Below are 17,362 nucleotides of genomic sequence, written 5' to 3'. Positions count from 1 at the left end.
GACATATGCCCCAACGATTACGCGAAGGCGTGGACAGGGTGCTCTGCGGTTTCTGTAAAAAGTGCGCCCCTCGCGGTGATCGTGGCAGAGCTGCGAGGGGCGCAGCTTCCGTGCTGCGGGGTGGACAGAGCCACTGGGGCATCGGAAGCCTGTGACCTGATTGTGCATGAGCGGTGCCGGACGTTAAATAGCCGGTTCGTTCACGCAGCGCCCTTGATTGGCTATGATTTCGCCAAAGGTTAGCGCGCATGTGCTCCTGTTATCCCCGAACACGCGGAATCACGCGCCACTTTCGTTTACATCGCTAATCTGGCGGGTTATGCGACGGTTAACGGACAGGTAGCTTCCCGCAGGTGATCAGGTGGACAGTGTAAATGCGGCGCGGTCGCTGCAATTTGCGAACGAATTGACGGTCGCATGGCTGTCCAATCCCAACACCAGGGCAGGTCAGGACGATGCCGTGTCCTTCCTGACTTCGATGTTCGGCGTCGTGGAAAAGCTTGCCACCCAGGTCTGCGGTCAGCCCATGAACCTGCCCGGCAGCCAACTCGACAATGGGCACGCTTCGCAGTCCGGTGCCATGGTTGCCGGCGCTGCCGCCGAAGCCTCGGCCCAGCAGTTGTCCGTTACGATAGAGCAATCGCTCGCATCTGACGATTTCATCATCTCCCTGATCGATGGGAAGCCCTACAAAGCACTGCGTCGCCATCTTTCGCGCCATGGATTGAGCCCTGCGGACTATCGGCAGAAGTTCGGTCTGCCCGATGACTATCCGATGGTGGCCACCCGGTACTCGAAAGAACGTCGCGAACTGGCCAACCGGACATGGTCGGAACGTCGCGATCCGGAAAAGCGGACGAAACCCGCTGGTGCTCAGGTTGCCAAGGGGCCAGCCAAAGCACCTGCCAAGGCGCGGGCCGGATCAGCCGGGAGCAAGCGCATCGGCGCGTGAATTGCGTCGTATGCGCGCTGCGCAGATGATTTGCGCCAGAAGCAACAGTTGCTGAATCAGGCCTGGCCTGTGCTCTGGCATATTACAGCCATGCGCTTTTCTGACTGGATTGTTCCAGCAGTGCCCTGAATTGCTCTGGAATGTCCCAGTTTTGCCGCCTTTCTTCCCGACTTGCTGCTTCGCCGCTCCAATCATCATTAAAAACAGATGAACGCGAGGGGGCCTGCCGGACATCGGCGAGCCATGCCAGGAATACCGGTCCACTCGTGCCAAAGTCATATGGACCGGCGATTCGTTGCGAATATCGCCCTCTGTCGCGGATTAACGACATTCCCTATGGCCTTCTGTGACTTCCGAATTCGCAGTGAATTCGACATCATTCTTTCATCATCCAGCGGCGTGTAAACCATCGGGTTATGTCTCGTTGGGGTCCGAAATAGTAAAAACGTCGTCAAGCATATCACTGAAAAATCGTGATTAACTAAAGATATGTGGGGAGAGACAGCGCAGGTATTTTGTAGAAGATCGAAACATTCCAGTGATTTGTCTGAAATGGCAAAGGCTGGGCCGTACACCTGGAGTCTGCGTGGGGCAGGTCTGCAGGCGTTCATCTTAACCAAAGTTGGTTTCGTGTGATTCCTTCTCTGACTGATGTCTCTGTGCTGTCGAATGATGATGCTGAAGTGATTTCGGGAATTTATCATTTTCCCGATGATCTGGACTGGCGGCGCACGCTGCAAATGCCGGGGCAGAAAGTGAAGTGAAGAGGGCAAGGTCGCTCCTTGCCTGACGATGATTGGTCCAATCAGGGGCGGGTATCCCGTCGGTGTTCTAGTTCTTGAGGTAGGTGGTGGGCATGTTTTCGTTTGACTCCGATGTATTTGCGACCGGGCAGCAGACCATTCTTGATGGTGCAGCCTCGCAGGTAACAGACCTTCTGGTCAGCCTCGCTTCGTCCGACAACTTCGACGACATCCTGCGCGCCGCCTATGCGACCGCAGGCACCGACGCTGCCACGTTCGAACAGAACATCCTGACGCTGCGTGACCTCATCCTCGGCGGCAATTTCGGCATCACTGTCGAAGCACTGTCCAGCGCGGACATGCATGGCGCCCTCGGTGCCTACGCCGCCGTCGGTCCCGATGGCGCACCGGTCATCTACCTCAACGCCGACTACCTCGCGCAGGCCACGTCGACCGGCGCCATCGTCGAGCTGCTGCTCCACGAAGTCGGCCACGCCTTCGACACGCTGCTCAACGGCGGCCGCGATGCGCTCGGCGAAGAAGGCGGCATCTTCGCCGCCCTGGCGCTCGGTGAAGTCTCGCTCACGGACTCGTTGGCTGGTTTCTATGGGAGCGAATCCCTTGGTACCGTGACGGTCGGTGGTCAGGCGATCACGGTAGAAAACGTCCTTTCGGCCGTCACGCTTACGACTCTGGTTTCAACCTATGACACCGGTACGCAAGGCGACTGGCGTACGACTTCCACGAGCATTCAGGTAAGTGGCCTGGCGACGAACGCCAAGAACGACAAGCTCTACATTTATGCGACCAATGGCGCCGGTACGACGACGCAGGTCGACTCCATTACCTTCGCTGCTACGCAGACGAACGCTGCGTGGACGTCAGCCGTTTTCACACTCGCCGCAGGCACATACACGATCTTTGCGTCGACCTCGGCATCTGTTGCTGGTGCAACTGCTCTGCCGAACACCACGCAAACGCTGACGATTGCCGCAGCTACAACCCCCACCGTGTCGTCCATCGCCTATGGTGCGAACGACGGTGCGCTGAGTGTGGGTGAAGTCATCACCTTCACCGTAACCTTCTCCGAAGCCGTCAATGTCAGCGGCGGTACGCCTGCGATTACGCTGAACAACGGCGGATCGGCGACTTATCAGAGCGGCACCGGTACGACTTCGCTGGTCTTCAGCTACACGGTTGGTGCGGGCAACACGAGCGTTGCCGACCTTGCGACGGCCACGACGGCCGCGCTCGCCGGTACGGGTACGATTACCTCTGTGTCGAGCGGAACGGCGGTCACGGCAGCCGGTTTCAACGCAGTCAATCCGACCGGCACTGTTGCGGTTGATGTTGCTGCGCCGACCGTCTCGTCGATCACCTACGGCACCAACGACGGCAACCTTGCTGTCGGTGAATCGATCAACCTCTCGGTCGCGTTCAGCGAGGCCGTCACGGTTAGCGGCACGCCGACGATCGCGCTCGCCAATGGCGGCACCGCGTCCTACGTCAGTGGTTCGGGCACCAGCACGCTGGTGTTCAGCTACACCCCCGCCGCAGGCCAGACCACGGCTGACCTCGCCACTGCCGCCAGCAGCGCGCTGACCGGCACGATCACGGACGCGGCCGGCAATGCCGTCACCGCCTCGGGCTTCAACAACGTCAACCCGGCCGGCACCGTTGCCGTCGACGTTACCGCCCCGACCGTCTCGTCGATCACCTACGGCACCAACGATGGCAACCTTGCCGTCGGAGAGTCGATCAACCTCTCGGTCGCATTCAGCGAGGCCGTCACGGTTAGCGGCACGCCGACCATCACCCTCGCCAACGGCGGCACGGCGTCCTACGTCAGCGGTTCGGGCACCAGCACGCTGGTGTTCAGCTACACCCCCGCCGCAGGCCAGACCACGGCCGACATCGCCACTGCCGCCGCCAACGCACTGACCGGTACGATCACGGACGCGGCCGGCAACGCCGTCACTGCCGCCGGCTTCAACAACGTCAACCCGACCGGCACTGTCGCCGTCGACGCGACGGCCCCGACCGTCTCGTCGATCACCTACGGCACCAACGACGGCAATCTCGCCATCGGCTGTAGATTTCCGCTGAGAAGTGACCCGGTATTTCCATCGAGAATTGACCCGGGTGATGGTATGTCCCGCAGAGCGGGTTTTGGGTCAAGCTGGTGATTTTTCCTTTCGTGGTTTTGGTGAGGCAGAGCTGGCCCTGAACCGGAAGCTGTCATTGCCAGTTTCGATGATGTGGCAATGATGGGTTAGCCGATCCAGCAGGGCTGTGGTCATCTTGGCATCGCTGAATACCTCGGCCCATTCGCTGAAGCTGAGGTTAGTGGTGATCACGACGCTGGTGCGTTCGTACAATTTGCTGAGCAGGTGGAACAGCAAAGCTCCGCCTGATGGGCTGAACGGCAGATAGCCCAGTTCATCAAGGATGATGAGATCGAGCTTGAGCAGACGTTCGGCAATCTGCCCCGCCTTGTTGGCTGCTTTTTCCTGTTCGAGCGCATTGACCAGATCGACCGTGGCAAAGAAGCGCACTTTTCTGCGGTGATGTTCGACGGCTTGAACTCCCAGCGCAGTGGCGATGTGCGATTTGCCGGTTCCGGGCCCGCCAATCAGTACTACGTTGTCAGCGCCGTCGATGAACTCGCCACCATGGAGTTGCCGAACCAGGGCCTCGTTGGCCTCGCTGGATGCGAAGTCGAACCCGGCCAGGTCTTTGTAAGCTGGGAACCGGGCGGCCTTGATCTGATAAGCAATCGAGCGGACCTCACGTTCGGCCATCTCGGCTTTGAGCAACTGGGAGACCATCGGCACTGCGGCACTGAAGGCTGGGGCGCCTTGCTCGATAAGGTCCCCCACTGCTTGGGCCATGCCATACAACTTCAGCGCCTTGAGCATGACGACAACGGCGGCACTGGCGGGGTCATGACGCATGACGCAGCCCTCCCTCACGCAGGGCATCATAACGTCCGACATTGGCCAACGGCTCTTGCGCAAGGCGCAAAGCCTGCGGTGCGTCAATCGGCGCTGCCGGTGGAGCCTTACCATCGATCAGGCGGTGCAGGATATTGAGGACGTGGGTCTTGGTGGCGACGCCCGCATCCAGCGCCAGTTCGACAGCGCAAAGCACTGCCTGTTCGTCATGTTGCAGCACCAACGCCAATATCTCCGCCATCTCCTTGTCTCCGCCGGGACGACGTAGGAGCTGGCTTTGCAGCTGCTTGAAGGCCTCTGGGAGCTGCAAGAATGGCGCGCCATTGCGCAGTGCTCCCGGCTTGCGCTGGACTACTGCCAGATAATGCCGCCAGTCATAAATTGTCCGCCCGCCAGTGTGGTGGGATCGGTCAATGATTCTGGCATGTTCGCAAAGGATCTGCCCCTCGGCCGCCACCACGATCCGCTCGGGGTAGATCCTGATGCTGACCGGGCGGTTGGCAAAGGATGCCGGGACGCTGTACCGATTGCGTTCAAAGCTGATGAGGCAGATCGGGGACACCCGCTTGGTGTGTTCGACAAAACCATCGAAGGTCCGCCCCAGCGGCATCAGACTACCAACCTCAGCGGCGTGTACATCGGCTACGGTGCCGGGCAAGTTGCCATGTTGGATCTCACCCCATTGCGCGATGCATTGTTCCTCGAGCCAGGCATTGAGCGCATGGATATCCGGGAAGCTCGGCAACTTCTGCCACAGCCGCCGCCGTGCATCTTGCACGTTCTTCTCGACTTGGCCCTTCTCCCACCCCGAGGCCGGATTGCAGAATGCAGGCTCGAACAAGTAGTGGCTGGCCATTGCGGTGAAGCGCGCGTTGACCTGTCGGGCTTTGCCCTTGCCGATCTTATCGACCGCAGTTCGCATGTTATCGAAGATCCCGCGCTGCGGCACACCACCCAGCACGCGGAATGCCTGCGTCAGTGCATCAAACAGCATCTCATGCGTCTGTAACGGATAGGCCCGCACGATGAACGCCTTGCTGTGTGATAGTTTGGTATGGGCCGCCTGCAGCTTGACACGCTCGCCACCAAGAATTGCCCAATCTTCGCTCCAGTCGAACTGGAACGCCTCACCTGGCTGGAAAACCAAAGGCACGTATGTTCCGCGGCCACTGGCCTGCTGTGCCAAGAGACGGCCTGCCTTCCAATCCCGCACATAGGCAGCGACACGATTATAGGACCCTTCGTAGCCCAATACGGCCAGATCAGCATGCATCTGCTTCGCCGTGCGCTTCTGCTTGCGCGATTTGCCAGCCTCGATTTGTAACCAACCCGTCAGCTTCTCAGCAAACGGGTCCAGCTTGCTCGACCGGTCAGGTACCTTGAACTGCGGCACCACCGTATCCGCGCGCAGATACTTGCGGATCGTGTTGCGCGACAAACCGGTGCGCCGCTCAATCTCACGAAGCGGGATCTTATCACGAAGGCGCCACCGGCGAATTACACTCAATAAATCCATGTCGATCACTCCCGATACCCCTGACTGGTCAGCCAGGGGCGGGTTCAAACATGGGTCAATTCTCAATGGAAATTTATGCCCTTACCGGGTCACTTCTCAGCGGAAATCTACAGACTGCAGTCACGCACCCGCACGGCCTACCGCGCCATTGGTGCGTTTGTGGTCGTCCTGGGGTTGATGGCGCAAGTGGTGCAGGTGACGGGCGCCGTCGTCGCAGGCGGCGCGCTGACGGTCGAGTCGCAGGTCAAATCGGTGTCGCACCTGCGCGGTGGCGTGCTGTCGGAAGTGCTCGTGCATGACGGCTCGCGGGTCAAGGAGGGTGATATCCTGCTCCGGCTCGACAATGCGGTGACCTCGGTCAATGCCGACCTGACAGGCGCCAGCGTGGCGGAATTGCGGGCGCGGCGGGCAAGGCTCGAGGCGGAAATCTCGGAGCGTGGCGCGATTGCGTTTCCGCAGGACATGCTGTCCTCGCGCGACCCGTCCATCGTGGCGGCGCTTGAACGCGAGCGACGTCTCTTTGCCATTCGTCAGTCCGAACGTGCAAGCCAGATTGCGCTTCTGGACGAGCGCGTGGCGCAGGCCCGTTCGGAAATCGATAGTACGCGAAAGCAGATATGGGCGATCCGCGAGCAGGAAAAGCTCATTTCCCCCGAACTGGGCAGCCTTCGCCAGCTCTATGGCGAGAAGCTCGTAACCATCAATCGCCTGAACGAGATCGAGCGAACTGCCGTCAGCCTTTCGGGAGAAGCGGCCTCGCTTGAGGCGCGCGTCGCACAGATCACGGCCAGGATTTCCGAAATCCGCGAGCAGATGCTGAGCGTAAAGCAGGGAAGCCGGGCGGATGCGGGAATCGAGCTTGCTCAGGTCATCGAGGCGCTGAACCAAGGCGAGGTACGGAGCGCCGATGCTCGCGACATGTACGACCGCAGCGTCATTCGTGCGCCGCAGGACGGTATCGTCTTCGGTCTTGCCTATTCGACGCCGGGCAGCGCTATCCCGCCCGGACAACAGATCCTTCAGATCGTGCCGGATGGCGACAGGTTCATCGTCGACGCCAGGGTCAGCCCGGCCGACATCGACCAGTTGCAGTTGAATCAGAAGGCCCGCCTGCGCTTCTCCGCGTTCAATGCCCAGACCACTCCGGAGGCTGACGCCGTGCTGACCTTCATCGCACCAGAGCGTGCTGCGGACGAGAAGACTGGCGCGACTTTCTACCGCGTCAAACTGAGTTTTGACCGGAGCCAGTTCGAGAAGCAGACCGGACTCAAGCTGACTGTCGGGATGCCTGCGGAAGTCTTCATCTCCACGGGCGATCGTTCGCTGTTGTCCTATCTGACCAAGCCATTCTTCGACCAACTCGAGCGCGCGTTCCGCGACTGAAATCGGTGCAGTCGAGGTCCGGCAGCGCCGGTTCGGCGCAAGATCACCTGGAGATCCAGTGAATGTTCGTTGAGCATAGCCGCTGCAAGGCGAGGGTCGCTTCGATCCGCCTGAAGGCGTTGTCCTTAGGTTTGATGATGTCTGTGCCGTCCCAGTCGAACGCGCATGGGAATTCGTCACCTGCAGCCGACGCTCCGGCAACTTCGGGAGAAGCCTCTGAGGATCGGGCCGACCAACCGGTTCGCAGTCTGGAAGAGGCGCTCGAGCGAGCCTATGAGAGCAACCCGGAATTGCTTGCGCAATACGCGAAGCTCGAAAGCGTGGGCTATCGACTACCGCAGGCGAGGGCGCGGTCGGGACCGCAGCTGTCGTTCGAAGCGAGCTACGGATATCAGCGCGACAATGTCGAGCAGTTGCTTGGCAACTTTGTCAAACGGTCAGACTGGTCGACTGCTGCATCGGCCATCCTGACGCAACCGCTTTTCACATTTGGGCGCAATGCTGCGGGCGAACGCGAGGCCAAGGCACAGATCGCATATCAGCGCGCAGCAGTTCAGGCGACCGAGCAGCAACTGGTGGCGCAGACCTTCGCAGCCTACGTCAGTGTGATAAGGGATCGTGCGGCTGAGAACATAGCGCGTGAGAACCTCCAACTCCTTGAACGCGAATTGCGCAACAATGCCTCGCGCTACAGGGCGCGCGACACCACGCGCACGGATGTGCAGCAGGTAGCGACGCGCGTCGAACTTGGCCGAGCGCAGTTGCTGCAGGCGCAGCGCTCTGTCGCCGCGTCAGAAGCGCTGTTTCAGCGCCTGGTAGGCGCGCGCCCAGGTGATCTGGCTCCGCCACCCTCAGCACCAGTCCCCTTCCGTTCGATCGAAGACGGATTTGCGGTGGCACAGCACCAATTGCCTGTGATGAAGGCTGCCTACGCCCGCGAGCAGGTTTCGCGGGCCGGGGTCGAGGGTGCAAAGGCGGAAGGCCGCGTCCGGGTCGATCTCAGAGGCCGTGCCGGGGTAGATACCAACCTTGTCGGACTTCAGTGGCGCCAGCGTTCGCAAATGAGCGGGCAGGTCGTGCTTTCCGGCTCAATCTTCCAGAGTGGCCTTCTTACGGCACGGGTGCATGAAGCCGAAGCGATCAACGATGCGGACTGGCGTCTCATCGATCAGGCATTGCGGGAATCCCGCGCGGAACTTTCCGATGCCTGGAACGAATGGGTCAGTGCCGAAGCTTCGCTGGTCAACCTTGGCGATGCGGTGGAGCTTGCGCGCAGGGCCCATGAAGGTGCGGTGAAGCAAGAGCAATTGGGAATGAGGACGACGCTGGACGTTCTCGATCTTGCGAGGGACCTGCTTTCGGCACAGATCAACTACAATGCGACGCTAGCCACTGCCAGGAATGCAAGAACGCGGGTCCTGGCGGCAGCAGGTTTGCTTGATTGGGGCGTCTTTGCCCCCGGCCTCATGAGAGCTGATATCGACAAGCGAGTGGCGCGAGCGCGTAATGACGGCGACGTGCCGCTGCTTACGCCACTGGTGCAGGCAATTGACCGGTTGCCTCTGCGGTCCAAGGCGGATCGTCCTTCACGCGACAGTTCCGGACACGATAGCGCTCCAACCATGGCCGCGCCACTTCCCGGGGATAGGGCGATCGAAAACAGCGGCGATGCCCTCGGTGACATCGACGACTACCTCGATCGTACAGTCGTGGGTTCGGCGACAGCAGAGAACGACGGCGACAAACCCGGGCTCAGATAGTCCGATGGTTTATTTTTGTAAGCCAATGGCAGCATGGGATTTTCTTGTGCGTCTGGTAGGTATCGAAAGTTGCATTTAGATATAGTGAAGGGCCAATTCACATAATAATCAGCGGATAGGGACAGAAAAAGGTCAAGCGTTTCGATTAACGTCGTAGCACATGACTTTGCAAAGCCAACGCAAATTGGGTCTTTTAATAGATCTTGGTACAGAACTTCATGAACGCATCCGCTGTATTGTGGTGTTGGTCAAAGAGTATTGAATGAGAATCGACGTCGTAATCATGTCTTTTGTGACTTGCCTTAGCCTGACGGCCCAGCAGGCCGCGGCGCAGGAAGCTGCGTCTGCGGATGCGCTGCTGGTCGGCGTGGGCGCCAAAGTGGCGCAGGACGCGGCGGAGTCTGCAGATGAGGTCGCGTATCGTTTCGGATCGGGCGACAAGCTTCGTATCCGGGTCTACAACGAGGATACCATCTCGGGTGACTACGAGGTGGACAGCACCGGCAATCTGTCTCTTCAGCTGCTGGGGCAGGTCAAGGCCGTGGGTCTTACGCTCACGCAGTTGACAGCTCTCATCGAGCGGCGGCTTCGCGAAGAGGGATACATGATCTCGCCGAAAGTGGCGATCGACGTGTTGAACTACCGCCCGTTCTACGTGCTTGGTGAAGTGGGCAAGCCCGGAAGCTATCCCTACGTGGCCGGCATGACCGTGCTCAACGCGATCGCACTTGCGGGTGGCTACACGTACCGGGCGAAGCAATCGAAGTTCGAGCTCATTCGTGGACCCGATAACAAGAAGGTCTCGGTTGATGTGAATGCAACCGTGCTTCCCGGCGACATTATCAAAGTCAATGAGAGGTTCTTCTGATGTCCGGATCGCAATTTCAGATCCGGCTGCATGATGAAGGGGTTGGACAGTGGACAGTGTAATGATGGGTGCATTGGCGGCCAAGCAGGAACGGCGGGGGTCGCGTGTCGTTGGCATGGCATGCCTGTCATTGATGTTACTGGCATGCGGGAGTGTCGCAGTCGGGCAGTCCACCGATGGTAACCCACCGGCACCAGCGGCTACGGAAAAGCCGGACGATGGAAATCCTGCGCAAAATCAGCCGGGCGATGGCAAGACGCAGGCTTGGAATGCGGTTGAGCCGCCATCGATCGAGCAGCTGCGCAAGGCAAATCCGAAGCTCAAGGTCCAGATCCTTGTCGTGTCGCAGGAGGAAATTGCCAATCAAGGTGTTCGCGGCAATGGTCGCATCATCTATCGCGTAGTCGATGGCATCCTGCAGATCGTGCTAACCGACCCTGCCGCCGCAGCCGCGCTGGCGCAGCAGCTTCCCGACATTGCACCGCAGATCGCCGAAGCGATGCCTGCCGCAGCAGAGGCGATTGCTGCAGTGACCGAGAACCAGTCCGGGAATGGCAATAACGGCAATAACGGCAACAACGGCAACAACGGCAACAACGGGAATAATGGAAACTCTCCATTCGACGACCCGGGACCCGGTAATCAGGGGCCGCCCGACTTTGTCGAGAATCCGACGCGGGACAACATCAGTCCTTCGTGAATTTCAGTTGTCCTCGTCTTTCTTGAATCAAGACAAAGGTTAGCAAGATGGCCCCTCCGTGCGCCAAGTACAGCATTGCGATGGTTCTCGGGCCGTTGGCACTTTCCGCACCCGGAATAGCGTTCGGGCAGGATTCCGCAGGAGCGGACGTGGGTGGCTTTCGCGTCACCCTGGCGATGGATGTCGATGCCTATCTGGATGACAACATTTATGCCTCGCGCGATGGCGGAGTGAGTGACTTATACGTGAAGTCCTCGCCCAAACTCAACATCAAGAAGGACACGACCCGCTACAAGCTTAACCTTGGCGGGGCGGTCACGCGCTATGAATATGCGCAAAGGACGCGTGAGAACCGCTGGGACAGGAATATCAATGGAGGTCTCGAACTCGAGCCTATCCGCGACACCTTTTTGAGAGCCCGGACGAGCTACTCGTTTTCGCATGAGGATCGCGGTGATCCGAACAACGATGCAAGTTCGATCTCACCTACTCCCTTTGGCCTCTGGAACTCCGAGCTGAGCCTTAGCCGCGAACTCGGCCGTCTCAAGATGAACCTCGATGGCGCGGTCCAGGAGTACAGTTATCGGAACACCCCCCGCAACGACGGTGGGACGATCAACAACCGCGACCGGAACCGCACGACGACGCAGATCCGTTCCCGTGCGCAATACCAGTTTTCGCCGGGCTATTCGGTCGTGCTGCGCGGCGAATGGACCAAGATCAATTACCTAATCGAACGGGACGATTTCGGGATCCAGCGCGATTCAACGACGTGGCGCGGAACAGCGGGGCTCTATCTCGCACTGACCAATCTTGTGACCGGGGAAGTCTTCGTCGGTTATCACTCGCGCACGTATCGTTCAGGCGACCTTAGGCGTTTCCGTTCTCCTGTGTTCGGCGCTGCGCTGATCTGGTCGGCTGCGCCCAATACCAAGGTGCGCGTCGCGGCGGACCGTCGCATTGAGGAAACGGCGCTGAACGGTTCAAAGAACTACGTTATCACGACACTCGAAGTTTCTGCTGACCGTGAGTTTGGTCCGCGCCTGTCCGCCAGCCTTGGCGGGCGCATCGGGCGCAACGACTTTCTCACGCTCGATACGGGGACGCTGTCGAACGTAGTGCGCCACGACATGCTTTACTCGGTCGATGCGACCGTGCGGTACAAGCTTCCGCGCAACCTTGCAGTCGGTCTCTCCTATGCACTGATGCACAGGAACTCGGCGCAATCAATTCTCGATTTCAGCCGCAACAAGTTGAACCTGTCGCTCAGCTGGCGGATGTGAGCTTCGGAAAGAATTTGTCTTGAACACTTTGCAGGTAAATGACGGTCCCGTTCAGGAGAACGGGGGCGATTTCGATCTCAAGAGGCTGCTGGAAGTTGCCAAGCGGCGCTGGGCGATCATCGTGGGCACAGCCGCGATCGTCGGCGTGCTCGCCACTATCGTCGTCATGCAGATCACGCCGCTCTACGAAAGCGCGGCGTCGGTAGCGATCGAGACGCGCAAGACGCAGGTCGTTGACGTGGAGCAGGTGGTGTCCTCGGTGCAGCCTGACATGGCGACGCTTGCGACCGAAGCAGAGACGATCAGGTCGCCCGACATTCTCATGCGCATTGTCGACCTACAGCGGCTTTACGATGATCCCGAGTTTCTGGGGCAGCAGGCGAAGGGCGGCTTCAAGTGGTGGTCGCCGAGCACGTGGTTTGGACCGTCCAAGTCGAAGGATGACGAGAAGGCGGGTGACGCCAGTGGCCCTGACGATCTTGCGCATCGCAAAGAGATCGCGACGGCGAACCTCGGCGCGCGCCTCAGGGTCGATCAGATCAAGAATTCCTATGTCCTGCTGATCAAGATCACTTCGCGCGATTCCGACAAGGCGGCGCGTCTCGCGAATGCTCTGGCGAGCGAGTACATCTCGCAGCAGATCGGCACCAAGTTCGAGGCAACTCGGCGTGCCACCAACTGGCTGGAGAAGCGCGTCGAGGAGCTTCGTCAGCAGTCGGTCGCTGCCGACAAGGCGGTCGAGACATATCGCGTGGCGAACGGCATCGTGGGCGGGGGAGAGAACGACACGATCGTCGGTCAGCAGCTCACCGATGTCAATTCGCAGCTGATGATGGCGCGTGCGGCTCGCGCGGAGAAGCAGACCCAGCTGAACCAGGTCAACCAGCTTCTTGCCAATGGCGGAGCCGGACTGGAAAGCTCGAGCGCGATCCTGCAATCGGGCTTCATCTCCGGGCTGAGGCAGCAGGAGATCGACATTCAGCGCAAGCTTTCGGAACTCAGGACGAACCTGGGCGAGAGGCACCCGCGCGTCATCAACGCCAATGCCGAGCTTCGCGATCTCCGCGAGAAGATCAAGATCGAGATCCGCAAGATTGCTGCAGCGACGGCGAATGACCTTTCGCTTGCCCAGGCGCGCGAGAAGTCGCTGTCCGCCAGCCTTGCGGCGGCGACTGGGCGGACTGGCAGCGAGAAGATGGCAGCGGTGAAGCTGCGCGAGCTTGAGACCAATGCGCAGTCGGCCAAGTCGCTCTACGAGAACTTCCTGAACCGCTACAAGGAGACGAGCGAGCAGCAGGGCATCCAGTCGCCCGATGCGCGCATCATCACCCTTGCCCGGCCGGCGTTCTATCCCAGCTATCCCCAGAAGGTGCCAACGCTGGTGGCGGCGCTGATTGCAGGGTTGGTGCTTGGTGGAGCGGTTGCATTCGCGCTTGAATACCTCGATCCCTTCGTCCGCTTGGCGGAAGAAGTAGAGCAGATAACTGGCCGCCCGATGCTGGCGATGGTTTCGTTGACGGATGCGGGGGACGAGAGTCCTGAAGATACCGTTCTGTCCAACCCGCATTCTGCCGCTTCGGAATCGCTGACAACGCTGCGCGCGGCTATCGAGACACAGTTGTCCGACTGGCCTCGCCAGATCGTCATGATCACCTCATCGATCGCGGGTGAGGGTAAGACCTTCACCTCGGTCACATACGCGCGCTCGCTGGCGATGCGGGGGCAGCGCGTGCTGCTGATGGAACTCGACCTGCGCCGGCCGCGCATGGGCTCTGCAATCGGCCTCGAGTCCGGTCCGGGCTTTGCGGAAGTCATCCTCGGGCAGGAGAGCGTGGGCAACGTACTGGTCAAGGACACGCTTTCGGATCTGGACGTGTTGCTTGCAGGAGCTCGGCAGCGGTCGCCGAACGAGCTTCTCCTAAGGCCGGCGTTTCCGGCGCTGCTGGCAGAACTGCGCAACCATTACGATACGATCATCATCGACACGGCGCCCTTCGCACCCATCAGTGACAGCCAGGTGATCTCCAAGCATGTCGACATGGTTCTGCTCTCGGTGGCATGGGCGAAGGCCCCGGTCTCGGTGGTCAAGAACGTGGTCGGCATCATGAAGCGGCTCGAAGTTCCGCTGGCCGGGACCATCATGAGCCTTGTCGACCTGCGCAAGTACGCGTCCTACGACCGGCTTGGCTACAATTACTATTACTACCGTTATAAAGCATACACTTATGGTAACTGAGCGGTCGGTCGCGCTGATGTTTCCCACGGTAGCGGCAGTTGCCGTGGCGATCATGTCACTGGCCGGACTACTGGGAAACGCATGGGCGTTCGAGGCCAATGATGTGGTTGATGAGCTGCGCAGCGGAAAGGTCGTTGACCAGGACCGCCTGCGTGTCGCTTACGACACCAGCGTCGCAGCGGCGCGTCTGACCGATCCTGCGAAGAATCTGACGAACGCGGCGGTTGCGATCACGGCTTTGCCCCAGAACGGTCATGGCAGCCTCGAGGGACAAGGCGACGAACTGCTTGCCGTGGCCGCTCGCGCGCTCGAAGCGGATCCGTCCAATACCTACAACTGGATGCGGGTAGCGTGGGCTCGCAATCAGCGTGGCGATAACAAAGGGGCCGTGGCGGCTTTGGAACTGTCGATGCAGACAGGACCGCATGTGGTGAACATTGCAGCCTGGCGAGCCAGACTTGCCTACGGCCTGGCGGCGAAGGGACAAGCCGGCCTTCAAGACCTGGCCCGCGATCAGGTTATCTTTGCAGCGAGACATCGTGCGCGCGATCTGGCCAGATTCAATCGCGATGCTGGCTTTGTTACCTTCTGTCACCGTTCACTTGTCGGTCGGCAGCGAGAGCACCTCGACTTCATCAATGCCCTGCATACGGCGCGGAGAAAGTCCGTATGAGCCGGACAGCTCAGCGCCAGATTGCCGATCTGACGGAGTTCAGGGCCTTTGGCTGGCTGATGTTGCTTGCACCGATGTTCTTCGGGGGCAACAGGCCATTCTTCTGGCATGCGATTGCGCTGACTACGGCTCTCTTGTGTCTGTCGATGTTGCGGAAGATTGCGCGCGGCGAAGTCCGCAGCATTGAGTATGCGTGGCAACTCCTGCCTGCGCTCATCATTGCGATCATTATTGTCGCATGGATCGTCGCTACGATCGTGCCGGGAATGCCGGGCGGCAATCCGCTATGGGACAAGGCGAACGCGGCACTGGGGATTCACCGCAGTGGAACGATCAGCATCTATCCCGCAGGAACGCTTGAAGCGCTTGTGCGGTTGAGCAGCTATCTCGGCGCGTTCTGGCTGGCCTTGCAGTTTTCTCGACAGTCCGATCGCGCCGTTGTGCTGCTGCGCTGGATCGGATTGTCCGGCGCGGTGCTTTCGCTTTACGGCATAGTCAATTTCTCGCTGGGCAATCGCGATCTTCTGTTTCAGGCGAGATATGGTGGTTTTGGCGACGTCACTGGCACATTCGTCAACCGCAATCACTTTGCCACTTACGCAGGGCTTTGCGCTCTTGCAAATGCCGCCCTTGCCTTCATCGGGTTTCGCAAGCGATGGGTCGACGTTGCGTATCTGCCGTCGTCTTTCGTTCGCGCGCTATCGGCCTTTGCCGGGACTCCGGCGGCTTACTTTCTGGCCGCCAGCATTTGCGTGATGGGGCTGTTCCAGAGCCATTCGCGGATGGGAATGGTGTCCTTCATCGTGGCGCTTCTCGTTGCTGTGAGCTTGCTTGCGGCGCTGGGGTATTTCCGAGCGGATCGGCGGCTTGCCGCGGTGGTTATCGGTCTTTTGTTCTTCTATCTCTACGTCAGCGGGTTGACGACTCTGGATCGCTTCAGTGGATCAGAAGACTCTGAGAGATGGCCTCTTTTTCAGACCTGCGTCGATGCGATAGCGCGATTGCCTTGGACCGGTCATGGCTACGGAACCTTCGCTCACGCATTCGAAGCTTATCGCACTGCCGATTTTGCCATTGGCACGAACGTGACCGAGGCACATAACGTATATCTTGAGTTGGCATTCGAACTTGGCATACCTGCAACGGTGCTCGCTCTCGGGGCCTTCGTCTGGCTATTCGGCTTTTGCGTTCTCGGAGCATTCCGGCGCAAGCGCGAAAGGATTTTTCCGGTCCTCGCGGTGTCTGCCAGCGTACTGGTGGCGATACATAGCCTTGCAGATTTCAGCTTACAATTGCCAGGAGTTGCAGTGATCTATGCGGCACTGCTTGGCATTGGCTGCGCGCAATCGTGGAGCCATCGATCAGGTACGGTCGAGTGATGCAGGGCTTCGGCATCGCGACCGTTGCACTGTCGATGGCTGTTACCCTGCTACCCTGCCGTGCCAGCGCACAGGATGCAGCGGCTCTTGTGGCTCCTTCGGCGCCGAAGTTTGCCATGCCGGCCCTGGCAACACGTGCTCCGATGGTTCTCACAGCGCTGGCCAGCAGTAACGGCGAAGTGTTCATGCAACTCGCTGCAAGCGGGCGGACTTGGCAGCAAGCTGCTGCAAAGGCCCTCTCCGACTCTGCATTGCGCGCTGACGCACACGTTACGCCGCGTCCTGCATCGGCTTTCGTGGGCGCGTTGCCAGTGCCCAGAGTGACCATGACGAGCGGCTTCGGCCTGCGCGTCCACCCGCTGAGTGGCGAGCTTCGCAATCATGATGGCATTGACCTTGCCGCGGCGTTCGGAACTCCAGTCAGGGCGACTTCGGACGGGGTTGTCGAGAAGGCATCCTGGTTCGGGGGGTACGGCCTGTTCGTGGCGCTGCGCACCGGTCCGGCCATGGAGACGCGGTACGGGCACATGTCGCGGCTACTGGTTACCCCGGGGCAGAGCGTGCGGGCGGGGGATATCATCGGGCTTGTCGGATCGACTGGACGATCGACCGGGCCGCATCTTCACTACGAGGTCCGGATATCCGGTCGCCCGGTCAATCCATTGCCGTACCTGAGCCGCAAGGCGTCGATTTTCTGATTACTTTCCGGTGTTTCAAGGGGCACTTAACAAAAGGTATAGTCAAGACGATTATGTCCCGGCGTTTCCGAAGTGCCTATTGCTAGCTGACAGAATTGTAAAACTCGCCGAGTCTATGAGCCATAATCGCGGTTCGGAATGGCGGCGGGGGTTAGAAAATTCATTGATGAAGGTGCCAAATGAAAACCCTTAGCAAGCTCGCTCTCGCTACCGTTGT

15 protein-coding genes are annotated in these 17,362 nt (G+C 59.7%); 12 read left to right on the top strand and 3 right to left on the bottom strand.

Annotated features, from left to right (window positions below; all coding sequences use genetic code 11):
* The first annotated feature begins 406 nt into the window (after positions 1 to 406).
* A complete protein-coding gene (locus ACZ1JX_RS08365) occupies positions 407 to 952 on the top strand; it encodes a MucR family transcriptional regulator (protein WP_465126257.1) in 546 nt (181 codons plus the stop codon).
* 82 nt (positions 953 to 1,034) lie between these two features.
* On the opposite strand, the gene ACZ1JX_RS08360 is transcribed toward ACZ1JX_RS08365, so the two are convergent.
* Positions 1,035 to 1,283 (bottom strand): hypothetical protein, encoded by a 249-nt coding sequence (locus ACZ1JX_RS08360; RefSeq protein WP_465126256.1) that lies wholly within the window; start codon positions 1,281 to 1,283, stop codon positions 1,035 to 1,037.
* A gap of 301 nt (positions 1,284 to 1,584) precedes the next feature.
* Here ACZ1JX_RS08360 and ACZ1JX_RS08355 point away from each other — a divergent pair, with 301 nt between their 5' ends.
* Positions 1,585 to 1,716 (top strand): hypothetical protein, encoded by a 132-nt coding sequence (locus ACZ1JX_RS08355; protein WP_465126255.1) that lies wholly within the window; start codon positions 1,585 to 1,587, stop codon positions 1,714 to 1,716.
* A 92-nt stretch (positions 1,717 to 1,808) separates the two neighbouring features.
* Positions 1,809 to 3,881 carry a beta strand repeat-containing protein gene (locus ACZ1JX_RS08350; protein WP_465126254.1) on the top strand — a complete coding sequence of 691 codons (2,073 nt, stop codon included), beginning with the start codon at positions 1,809 to 1,811 and terminating at the stop codon, positions 3,879 to 3,881.
* Here the strand turns inward: ACZ1JX_RS08350 and istB are convergent.
* On the bottom strand, positions 3,870 to 4,649 hold the full coding sequence (gene istB, locus ACZ1JX_RS08345) for an IS21-like element helper ATPase IstB (RefSeq protein ID WP_086740912.1): 780 nt from the start codon (positions 4,647 to 4,649) through the stop codon (positions 3,870 to 3,872). The genes ACZ1JX_RS08350 and istB overlap by 12 nt on opposite strands.
* Positions 4,639 to 6,165, bottom strand: a complete 1,527-nt coding sequence (gene istA, locus ACZ1JX_RS08340; protein ID WP_277788710.1) for an IS21 family transposase — start codon at positions 6,163 to 6,165, stop codon at positions 4,639 to 4,641. The genes istB and istA overlap by 11 nt, the downstream gene beginning before the upstream one ends.
* 75 nt (positions 6,166 to 6,240) lie before the next feature.
* Here istA and ACZ1JX_RS08335 point away from each other — a divergent pair, with 75 nt between their 5' ends.
* The 9 genes from ACZ1JX_RS08335 to ACZ1JX_RS08295 all read left to right on the top strand — a co-directional run bounded on the left by ACZ1JX_RS08335 (position 6,241) and on the right by ACZ1JX_RS08295 (position 17,145).
* Positions 6,241 to 7,548 carry an HlyD family type I secretion periplasmic adaptor subunit gene (locus tag ACZ1JX_RS08335; protein ID WP_465126253.1) on the top strand — a complete coding sequence of 436 codons (1,308 nt, stop codon included), beginning with the start codon at positions 6,241 to 6,243 and terminating at the stop codon, positions 7,546 to 7,548.
* A 134-nt stretch (positions 7,549 to 7,682) separates the two neighbouring features.
* Entirely contained in the window at positions 7,683 to 9,308 is a 1,626-nt protein-coding gene (locus tag ACZ1JX_RS08330; RefSeq protein ID WP_465126252.1) for a TolC family protein, read from the top strand.
* A gap of 262 nt (positions 9,309 to 9,570) precedes the next feature.
* Positions 9,571 to 10,176 carry a polysaccharide biosynthesis/export family protein gene (locus tag ACZ1JX_RS08325; protein WP_465126251.1) on the top strand — a complete coding sequence of 202 codons (606 nt, stop codon included), beginning with the start codon at positions 9,571 to 9,573 and terminating at the stop codon, positions 10,174 to 10,176.
* Between the two features lie 73 nt (positions 10,177 to 10,249).
* Entirely contained in the window at positions 10,250 to 10,876 is a 627-nt protein-coding gene (locus ACZ1JX_RS08320) for a hypothetical protein (protein WP_465126250.1), read from the top strand.
* 47 nt (positions 10,877 to 10,923) lie between these two features.
* Complete coding sequence (locus ACZ1JX_RS08315; RefSeq protein WP_465126249.1) at positions 10,924 to 12,159, top strand: outer membrane beta-barrel protein; 1,236 nt, start codon at positions 10,924 to 10,926, stop codon at positions 12,157 to 12,159.
* 19 nt (positions 12,160 to 12,178) lie between these two features.
* On the top strand, positions 12,179 to 14,395 hold the full coding sequence (locus ACZ1JX_RS08310) for a GumC family protein (protein ID WP_465126248.1): 2,217 nt from the start codon (positions 12,179 to 12,181) through the stop codon (positions 14,393 to 14,395).
* A complete protein-coding gene (locus ACZ1JX_RS08305) occupies positions 14,385 to 15,068 on the top strand; it encodes a hypothetical protein (RefSeq protein ID WP_465126247.1) in 684 nt (227 codons plus the stop codon). The genes ACZ1JX_RS08310 and ACZ1JX_RS08305 overlap by 11 nt, the downstream gene beginning before the upstream one ends.
* A complete protein-coding gene (locus tag ACZ1JX_RS08300) occupies positions 15,065 to 16,447 on the top strand; it encodes an O-antigen ligase family protein (protein ID WP_465126246.1) in 1,383 nt (460 codons plus the stop codon). The genes ACZ1JX_RS08305 and ACZ1JX_RS08300 overlap by 4 nt, the downstream gene beginning before the upstream one ends.
* Positions 16,447 to 17,145, top strand: a complete 699-nt coding sequence (locus tag ACZ1JX_RS08295; RefSeq protein WP_465126380.1) for a M23 family metallopeptidase — start codon at positions 16,447 to 16,449, stop codon at positions 17,143 to 17,145. The genes ACZ1JX_RS08300 and ACZ1JX_RS08295 overlap by 1 nt, the downstream gene beginning before the upstream one ends.
* Positions 17,146 to 17,362: the final 217 nt, after the last annotated feature.

The organism is Novosphingobium sp. BL-A-41-Hi4A-0G (assembly GCF_055521735.1).
The sequence above is the reverse complement of the archived record's forward strand: the minus strand, read 5'-3'. Positions and strand labels throughout refer to the sequence as shown.

Excerpts from the sequence above, each read along its gene's own strand:
- ACZ1JX_RS08360 (WP_465126256.1), bottom strand. The coding sequence starts at position 1,283 with ATGTCGTTAATCCGCGACAGAGGGCGATATTCGCAACGAATCGCCGGT.
- ACZ1JX_RS08300 (WP_465126246.1), top strand. The coding sequence starts at position 15,065 with ATGAGCCGGACAGCTCAGCGCCAGATTGCCGATCTGACGGAGTTCAGG.
- ACZ1JX_RS08350 (WP_465126254.1), top strand. The coding sequence starts at position 1,809 with ATGTTTTCGTTTGACTCCGATGTATTTGCGACCGGGCAGCAGACCATT.
- ACZ1JX_RS08295 (WP_465126380.1), top strand. The coding sequence starts at position 16,447 with ATGCAGGGCTTCGGCATCGCGACCGTTGCACTGTCGATGGCTGTTACC.
- istB (WP_086740912.1), bottom strand. The coding sequence starts at position 4,649 with ATGCGTCATGACCCCGCCAGTGCCGCCGTTGTCGTCATGCTCAAGGCG.
- ACZ1JX_RS08305 (WP_465126247.1), top strand. The coding sequence starts at position 14,385 with ATGGTAACTGAGCGGTCGGTCGCGCTGATGTTTCCCACGGTAGCGGCA.
- ACZ1JX_RS08325 (WP_465126251.1), top strand. The coding sequence starts at position 9,571 with ATGAGAATCGACGTCGTAATCATGTCTTTTGTGACTTGCCTTAGCCTG.
- ACZ1JX_RS08315 (WP_465126249.1), top strand. The coding sequence starts at position 10,924 with ATGGCCCCTCCGTGCGCCAAGTACAGCATTGCGATGGTTCTCGGGCCG.
- ACZ1JX_RS08330 (WP_465126252.1), top strand. The coding sequence starts at position 7,683 with ATGATGTCTGTGCCGTCCCAGTCGAACGCGCATGGGAATTCGTCACCT.
- ACZ1JX_RS08335 (WP_465126253.1), top strand. The coding sequence starts at position 6,241 with ATGCCCTTACCGGGTCACTTCTCAGCGGAAATCTACAGACTGCAGTCA.
- istA (WP_277788710.1), bottom strand. The coding sequence starts at position 6,165 with ATGGATTTATTGAGTGTAATTCGCCGGTGGCGCCTTCGTGATAAGATC.